Origin of the sequence: Paractinoplanes hotanensis, assembly GCF_023717965.1 — a bacterium.
Classification (GTDB): Bacteria; Actinomycetota; Actinomycetes; order Mycobacteriales; family Micromonosporaceae; genus Actinoplanes; species Actinoplanes polyasparticus.
In genome coordinates this window covers 1-7541 of sequence record NZ_JAMQOL010000033.1, presented here as the reverse complement: position 1 = coordinate 7541, position 7541 = coordinate 1, and the positions used below count along the sequence as shown (strand labels likewise).

Genomic DNA, 7541 nt, shown 5'->3' with positions numbered 1-7541 from the left:
AACAGTAGGCCCACCCCATCGCGGGGTGGGCCTACTGCCATTTCCGGACCATTCTTCACAGCAGCCGAAGAGCAGCCGGCAGCCGCTGCCGCTAGATCGGCCCGCGACCGCCGCCGGGCCGCGAGACGAGACAGTCCGTCTCGTCAGCCAGGGCGAGAGCAGACGGTTCGTCTTGCGACCGGGCAGAGGCGAGACGGTTCGTTTCGGGCGAGGACGCGTTTGTGTGTTGCGGGGCTGTTGGTCGAGTCGCGGAGTGTCAGCGGGTCTCTGTCGCGTTTCTGAGGGCGAGCATCAGCGGGGCCGCTTCCTCGGGGGTGCGGTTGTTGAACATGGCCAGAGCCAGGCTGCCGTGGTCGGCCCAGCCGCAAACCGTCAGATCGCCGTCGGCGGACTTGGTTACGCCGCACTTCATGGTGCCGTCCAAGGGGCCGGCTTCGACGTCTTTCAGGTCGGTCACCGCGCCCTCCTCGTCGGAGATCAGGTTCATGGCGGCGTCGAGGTCTTGGCCGGGGGTCCAGATCAGGCCGGTGCCGGCCAGGAACAGGACGTTCTTGTCGGGGGCCTCTTTGTAGACCGCGCCATAGGTGCGGTCGAGGTCGACCTCGGCGGCCAGGGCTGTGCGCAGATAGTCGGCCGTGGAGGCGCCCTCTTGCGAATAGTCGAGGCTGAGCGGGCCCACGCTCGGCTGGATCTCGAGTTCGGCGTGCCGCTGAGCGATGATCCGCCAGCTGGTGAACCCGAGCATCGCTACCGCCACCACCGCTAGCACCAGAAGAATCGAGATCAGCACGCGTCGTACGAGCCCTCGAGGTTTGGCCTTGGCCGTTGCCTGGAGGTCGTCGGGGTGGAGAAGATCGGCGTCCTCGTCGTTGGAGGCGGGCGGGGGTGTGCCGATGTCGATCGGGTTGGGGCCGGGTTCGGGCATTGCAGGAGCCTAGCAACGGGTGGCGGTGCGATTTCGGGGTTCCGGCGCGGCATCCGTAGACTTGTCGGGTGACCGAGACGACCCAGCAGCGCACCCCCGACAGCCGGCCCACCGGTGGCCTCTCCGCCCAGTACCAGCCGGGCGAGGTAGAGCAGCGGCGGTACGAGAATTGGGTATCGCAGGGCTACTTCACGGCCGACCCGGCCAGCGACAAGCCGGCGTTCTCGATCGTGATCCCGCCGCCCAATGTGACCGGCTCGCTGCACGTCGGCCACGCGCTCGACCACACCATTCAGGACGCGCTCTCCCGCCTCAAGCGGATGCAGGGCTTCGAGGTGTTGTGGCTGCCCGGCATGGACCACGCCGGCATCGCCACCCAGAACGTGGTTGAGCGCCAGCTCGCGGCCGAGCAGCTGTCCCGCCACGACCTCGGCCGCGAGAAGTTCGTCGAGAAGGTGTGGGAGTGGAAGGCGCAGTCCGGCGGGGCCATCCTCGGGCAGATGCGCCGCCTGGGCGACTCCGTGGACTGGTCGCGTGAGCGGTTCACGATGGACGAGGGCCTGTCCCGCGCCGTTCAGACGATCTTCAAGCGGCTGTACGAGGACGAGCTGATCTACCGGGCCAACCGGATCATCAACTGGTGCCCGCGTTGCCTGACCGCGCTCAGCGACATCGAGGTCGAGCACACCGACGACGAGGGTGAGCTCGTCTCGATCCGTTACGGCGAGGGCGACAACGCGATCGTCGTCGCGACGACGCGGGCCGAGACGATGCTGGGCGACACCGCGGTGGCCGTCCACCCCGACGACGAGCGCTACAAGCACATGATCGGCACCGAGGTCGAGCTGCCGCTCACCGGGCGGCGCATCCCGATCGTCGGCGACGAGCACGTCGACCCGTCGTTCGGCACCGGCGCGGTCAAGGTGACCCCGGCCCACGACCCCAACGACTTCGAGATCGGCCAGCGGCACAACCTGCCCAGCATCACCATGATGAACGAGCGCGCGGTCGTCACCGTGCACGGCCCGTTCGAGGGGCTCGACCGCTACGAGGCCCGGCCGGCGATCGTCGCCGCGCTGCGCGAGCAGGGGCGGATCGTCGCCGAGAAGCGGCCCTACCTGCACTCGGTCGGCCACTGCTCGCGCTGCAAGACCACCGTCGAGCCGCGGCTGTCGCTCCAGTGGTTCGTCAACACCGGCCCGCTGGCCAAGGCCGCCGGCGACGCCGTGCGCGACGGCCGGGTCACCATCGAGCCGGCCGAACTGTCCAAGCGCTACTTCGCCTGGGTCGACAACATGCATGACTGGTGCATCTCGCGCCAGCTGTGGTGGGGTCACCGCATCCCGGTCTGGTACGGGCCGGACGGCGAGGTGGTCTGCGTCGGTCCCGACGAGCAGCCGCCGACCGGCGAGGGCTGGACGCAGGACGAGGACGTTCTCGACACCTGGTTCTCGTCGGCGCTGTGGCCGTTCTCGACGATGGGCTGGCCCGAGCAGACCGCCGAACTGGCCAAGTTCTATCCGACCAGCGTGCTCGTCACCGGTTACGACATCCTCTTCTTCTGGGTCGCCCGGATGATGATGTTCGGTCTGTACGCGATGGACGACGTGCAGCCGTTCAACGTGGTCAACCTGCACGGCATGGTCCGCGACGGGCTCGGCAAGAAGATGTCGAAGTCGTTCGGCAACGTCGTCGACCCGCTCGACTGGATCGACCGCTACGGCGCCGACGCCACCCGCTTCACCCTGGCCCGCGGGGCCAACCCGGGCTCGGACGTGCCGATCAGCGAGGAGTGGTGCCAGGGCTCCCGCAACTTCTGCAACAAGCTCTGGAACGCCACCCGCTTCGCGCTGATGAACGGCGCGACCGTCGAGGGCGATCTGCCACCGGTGGAGGAGCTGTCGGCGATCGACAAGTGGATCCTGTCCCGCTTGCAGCACGTGATCGGCGAGGTCGACGAGCAGTTCAAGGCCTACGAGTACGCCAAGGTCTGCGACACGCTCTACCACTTCGCCTGGGACGACGTTTGCGACTGGTACCTGGAGCTCTCGAAGCCGGTCCTCGCTGAGGGCGGCGAGACGACCAAGCGGGTGCTGGGTCACGTGCTCGACCAGCTGCTGCGTCTGCTGCACCCGGTCATCCCGTTCGTCACCGAGGAGCTGTGGATCGCGCTCACCGGCGGCGAGACGCTCGTGCGGGCGTCGTGGCCGGCGGCCGACAAGGGGCTGATCGACGACGCCGCCGAGGAAGAGCTGGCCGCCCTGCAGAAGGTCGTCACCGAGGTCCGGCGGTTCCGGTCCGACCAGGGCCTCAAGCCGAGCCAGCGGGTGTCCGCGGCGCTCACCGGCCTGGGCAACGTCGGCATCGACACGCACGAGCCGCTGATCCGGTCGCTGGCCCGCCTCGACACGCCCGGCGCCGACTTCACGGCCACGGCGACGCTGGCGGTGTCCGGGGCGATCACGGTCGACCTCGACACCCGCGGCACGATCGACGTCGCCGCCGAGCGGGCCCGCCTCGAGAAGGACCGCGCGGCCGCCGAGAAGGAGGCGGCGCAGTGCAGGGCCAAACTCGGCAACGAGTCGTTCATCGGCAAGGCGCCCGAACAGGTCGTCACCAAGATCAAAGACAGGCTCACCACCGCCGAGGCGGATCTCACGAGAATTGCCACGGCTCTGAAAGCGTTGCCATCAGCATGAGCACTTACGAAGAGGTTGTGGCCGCGCTCGACGGGCGCGGTTTCACTCGCATGGCCTTCGACATGCAGAAGATCCGGGACCTCATGGACGTGCTCGGCAGCCCGCAGCGCGCCTACCCGGCCATCCACCTGACCGGCACCAACGGCAAGACCAGCACGGCACGGATGATCGACGCGCTGCTGCGGGCGCACGGCCTGCACACCGGCCGCTACACCAGCCCGCACCTCGAGACGGTGCGCGAGCGGATCAGCCTCGACGGGAAGCCGATCTCCGAGGAGGGGCTGGCGACCACGTACGACGAGGTCGCGCCCCTGGCCGAGCTGATCGACGCCCGCAATGCCGAACCGCTCACCTACTTCGACATGACGACCGCCATGGCGTACGCGGCCTTCGCCGACGCCCCGGTCGACATCGCCGTCGTCGAGGTGGGTCTGGGCGGCGAGGAGGACGCGACGAACGTCATCGAGGCGGGCGTCGCCGTGATGACCCCGATCGGGCTCGACCACACCGAGTGGCTGGGCGACACGATCGAGGACATCGCCTGGGCCAAGGCCGGCATCATCCACAAGGGCGCCACGGTGATCTCGGCGTTGCAGACCGAGGAGGCCATGCGGCCGATCCTCGAGCGCTGTGCCGAGATGGGCGCGACCCTGGCCCGCGAGGGCAGCGAGTTCGGGGTGGTCGAGCGCACCCAGGCGGTCGGCGGTCAGGTGCTGCGGCTGCAGGGTCTCGGTGGGGTGTACGACGAGGTGTTCCTGCCGCTCTTCGGGGCGCACCAGGCTCAGAACGCCGCGCTTGCGCTGGCCGCGGTGGAGGCGTTCCTCGGCGCCGGCACCAACAGGCAGCTGGACATCGAGCTCGTACGCGAAGGGTTCGCGGACGTCGACTCGCCGGGCCGGCTGGAAAGGGTGCGCAGCGCCCCGGCCATCCTGCTCGACGGCGCGCACAACCCGCACGGCATGGCGGCGACGGTCGCCGCGCTCGAGGAAGAGTTCGCCTTCCGGCACCTGGTCGCGGTTGTGGCCGTCCTGGGCGACAAGGACGTCTCCGGCCTGCTCGACCTGCTCGAGCCGGTGGCGGCGCGCATCGTGGTCACCCAGAACAGCTCGCCGCGGTCGATGCCGGTGGAAGAGCTGGCGCAGTTGGCGACGGACATCTTCGGCGAGGACAGGGTGACGGTCACGCACAACATGCCGGACGCGATCGAGGAGGCCGTGGTGATCGCCGAGGAGGACGCGTCCGGCGAGCTCAGCGGCGTCGGCGTGATCATCACGGGGTCGGTGGTCACGGTGGCCGACGCGCGGAAGCTCCTGAAGCGATGACGTCGCCCGAGCCGAGCGGCGAACCGGCTCCCGATTCAAAGCCGGGCGTACCGGCTCCGGGTTCCGGGTCGGCTTCGCGATCCGCATCGGCTTCGCCGTCCGGATCGGCTCCGTCGTCCGCATCGGCTCCGCCGTCCGAGTCGGGGGAGGCGGCGCCGCGGTCGGGGCTTCGCAACCCGGAGGCGGCGGTACGCGGGCTGGGCGCGGGCACGCTCGTGCTGGAGGCCATTGTGCTGCTGCTCGCCATCCAGCCGATCCGGATCATGGGTGGCGAGCTCAGTGGGTGGGGTGTCGGGTCGGTGATCGCGCTGGCGGTCGTGGCCGTCCTGCTGGCCGGCATGATGCGCCGCCCGTGGGCCTGGACCGCCGGCACCGGTCTTCAGGCCCTGCTGCTGGCCAGCGGCCTGTTCCACTGGTCGCTGGCCGCGCTCGGCCTGATCTTCGGTGGTGCCTGGGTCTACGCCCTCTACGTGCGGCGCACCATCCTCGGCTAGGGTCAGCGGATGGCCCGCCACTGGGTGATGGCGATGTTGTGGTCGTCGGGGTCGCGGAACGTGGCCGACCAGAGTTCGAGACGGTCGCCGCGGTTGACCGGGCGCGGTGGGTGGACGAACTCCACACCCTTGGCCTGAAGCTCCTGATAGACGGCTTCGACGTCGCCCACCTCGAGGTTGAGGTAGATCAGTCGGCCGGCCTCGCTGGAGAGGTCGTTGACCGTCCGCAGCACCAGGCGCGTGTCGCCCGAGGCCAGCACGGCGCTGCCCTCGCCGCTGTCGATCTCGAAGAAGCCCAGCGTGTCGCGGTAGAACCCGACCGACCGGGCGAGGTCGGTGACGAGCACCGTGATGCCGACGCCGTGGATCGCGCCGGCCGGGCCGGGGCGGGCGCTGGGGTACGCGGTGATCACGTCGGCGGCGCCCTCGTCCGGTTCGGACTTGCCCGCGAGATCTCCCCACGGGCCACGGTCTCCCGCCGCTGCGGCAGCCGCCGCTGCCGCAAGCGCCGCCGCAGCCGGCGACGGCTTGGGATGACTCGGCCTCTCGGCGGACGGCGACGCAGCCTCACTCGAATCAGCGACAGATGCCGCGAGTGGCGACGCCGGCTGACCCGAGGCGCTGGCGGCTGCTGCCGGTGGCGGGGCGGGTTGGTTTGCGGCGCTGGCAGGTGCCGCCGACGGCGGCGCGGACCGGTCCGAGTCGCTGACAGGTGCTTCGGAGGGCGGCGCTGGGTCGGTGGAAGCGCTGCTGGGTGCGTCGGGCGGCGGCGCCGGGTGGCTTGAAGCGCTGGTGGCTGCTTCGGAGGGCGGCGCCGGGTGGCTTGAAGCGCTGGTGGGTGCTTCGGAGGGCGGCGCTGGGTCGGTGGAAGCGCTGCTGGGTGTTTCGGGCGGCGGCGCTGAGCGGTTTGAGGCGCTGCTGGGTGCGTCGGGCGGCGGTGCCGCGTGGCTTGAAGCGCTGACGGGTGCCCGAGTGGAGGTCTCTTCGTCGATGGGCGCTTGCCTCGAGGGCGGGGCGTCGCTTCGGCCGACCTTCTTGACGGCTGCCGCGGCCGCTGCGACGACGCCGATGGCACCGGCCAGGAGCCCGCCGCTGCCGGCCTTGTCAGGCGGGGTGGTTGCAGGCGGTTCGGTGGCTGCAGACGGCTCGGCGGCCGCAGGGGGCTCGGCGCGCTCAGGAGGCGCGGCGGCTGCGGTGGGCCGAGGAGGCGCGGCGGGTCCGGTGGGCTGAGAGGGTGCGGCGGCCGCAGCGGCCGCGGTGGCAGCAGGGGGCTGGGTGCGCTGCGAAGGTGCGGCGGCTGCGGCAGGTGCTGCAGGCGCCGCCGACTCGGCGGCGGCGTCGTGGGCCGCGTTCGACATGAAGCGTGTCGAGGGGCGGAGCGGCGTCTCTTCGGCCGGAGGTGGGGCGATCAGGTCTTCGCGCCGAGCCTCGGCTGCGGCGGGCGCGTCTTCCGGGGCTGGATCGGGGTCGCCGTCGAGGAGAAGGTCGATCTCGTCGTCCGGAACGGGTTGAGGGCCGGGTCGCGCCTCGGGGCGGGCGGCCGAGGCCGGCCGGGGAGCCGTCGGCGGCGGGGTCGACGGCGGCGGAGCGGTGGGGAACGAGCCGACCGGTGATGGCGTGGCCGGGGTCGACGTGGCAGTGGGCTCGGGCCGCCGGTATGGCGACGGTGCCCCGGGGGCCGGATCGTCGAGCGGAAGGTCGGTCTCGATGGTGTCGTCGGGGTGGGGTTCGCGCTGCGACGGTGCGGTTGGCTCGGCCGTGGCGGTTGCCGTGCCCCGCCGCGGGCGCGGGCTGGGACGTCGGCCGGTGGCAGCTCCGGCAGCCGCGCCGACAGTAGCCGCCGTACCCGCTCCGGACCCGCCGCCTTCGGCAGCGCGCGTCGAACCGGCGGCGTAGGCCGTGTCGGCGGCGTACGGCGAGTCCCCGGCACGCGCCGAGTCGGCGGCGTAAGAGGGGTCGGCGTACGGCGAGTCCCCAGCGCGTGACGAGTCAGGGGCGTAAGGCGAGTCAGCAGCGTAGGCCGGATCGCCGGCACGCGACGTGTCGGCGGCGCAAGAGGGGTCGGCGTAGGGCGAGCCCTCGGCACGCGGCGGGTCGGCGG

General features: G+C 71.0%; 6 protein-coding genes. 4 read left to right on the top strand and 2 right to left on the bottom strand.

Annotated features, from left to right (window positions below; genetic code table 11):
* Window positions 1-256: 256 nt before the first annotated feature.
* Window positions 257-925, bottom strand: coding sequence for a hypothetical protein (locus LXN57_RS23870; protein WP_251800405.1), 669 nt, complete (start codon window positions 923-925; stop codon window positions 257-259).
* A gap of 68 nt (window positions 926-993) precedes the next feature.
* Here LXN57_RS23870 and LXN57_RS23865 point away from each other — a divergent pair, with 68 nt between their 5' ends.
* The 3 genes from LXN57_RS23865 to LXN57_RS23855 are packed head-to-tail and all read left to right on the top strand — an operon-like array spanning window position 994 to window position 5440.
* Window positions 994-3624: a valine--tRNA ligase gene (locus LXN57_RS23865; protein WP_251800404.1), complete on the top strand. Its 2631-nt coding sequence runs from the start codon at window positions 994-996 to the stop codon at window positions 3622-3624.
* The gene (locus tag LXN57_RS23860) at window positions 3621-4946 is read left to right on the top strand and encodes a bifunctional folylpolyglutamate synthase/dihydrofolate synthase (protein WP_251800403.1); all 1326 of its coding nucleotides are present in this window, start codon (window positions 3621-3623) and stop codon (window positions 4944-4946) included. Before LXN57_RS23865 ends, LXN57_RS23860 begins: the two co-directional genes overlap by 4 nt.
* A complete protein-coding gene (locus tag LXN57_RS23855) occupies window positions 4943-5440 on the top strand; it encodes a DUF4233 domain-containing protein (protein WP_251800402.1) in 498 nt (165 codons plus the stop codon). Before LXN57_RS23860 ends, LXN57_RS23855 begins: the two co-directional genes overlap by 4 nt.
* A 2-nt stretch (window positions 5441-5442) precedes the next feature.
* Here LXN57_RS23855 and LXN57_RS23850 read toward each other — a convergent pair whose 3' ends face one another.
* Window positions 5443-5853, bottom strand: a complete 411-nt coding sequence (locus LXN57_RS23850; RefSeq protein WP_251800401.1) for a VOC family protein — start codon at window positions 5851-5853, stop codon at window positions 5443-5445.
* Window positions 5854-6178: 325 nt separating this feature from the next.
* Between LXN57_RS23850 and LXN57_RS23845 the strand changes: the two genes are divergently transcribed.
* Window positions 6179-6670 carry a hypothetical protein gene (locus LXN57_RS23845; protein WP_251800400.1) on the top strand — a complete coding sequence of 164 codons (492 nt, stop codon included), beginning with the start codon at window positions 6179-6181 and terminating at the stop codon, window positions 6668-6670.
* The last annotated feature ends 871 nt before the right edge of the window (window positions 6671-7541 follow it).

What these genes read in the sequence shown, in the direction of transcription:
- LXN57_RS23870 (WP_251800405.1), bottom strand. Translation starts at nt 925, where the DNA reads ATGCCCGAACCCGGCCCCAACCCGATCGACATCGGCACACCCCCGCCC.
- LXN57_RS23860 (WP_251800403.1), top strand. Translation starts at nt 3,621, where the DNA reads ATGAGCACTTACGAAGAGGTTGTGGCCGCGCTCGACGGGCGCGGTTTC.
- LXN57_RS23855 (WP_251800402.1), top strand. Translation starts at nt 4,943, where the DNA reads ATGACGTCGCCCGAGCCGAGCGGCGAACCGGCTCCCGATTCAAAGCCG.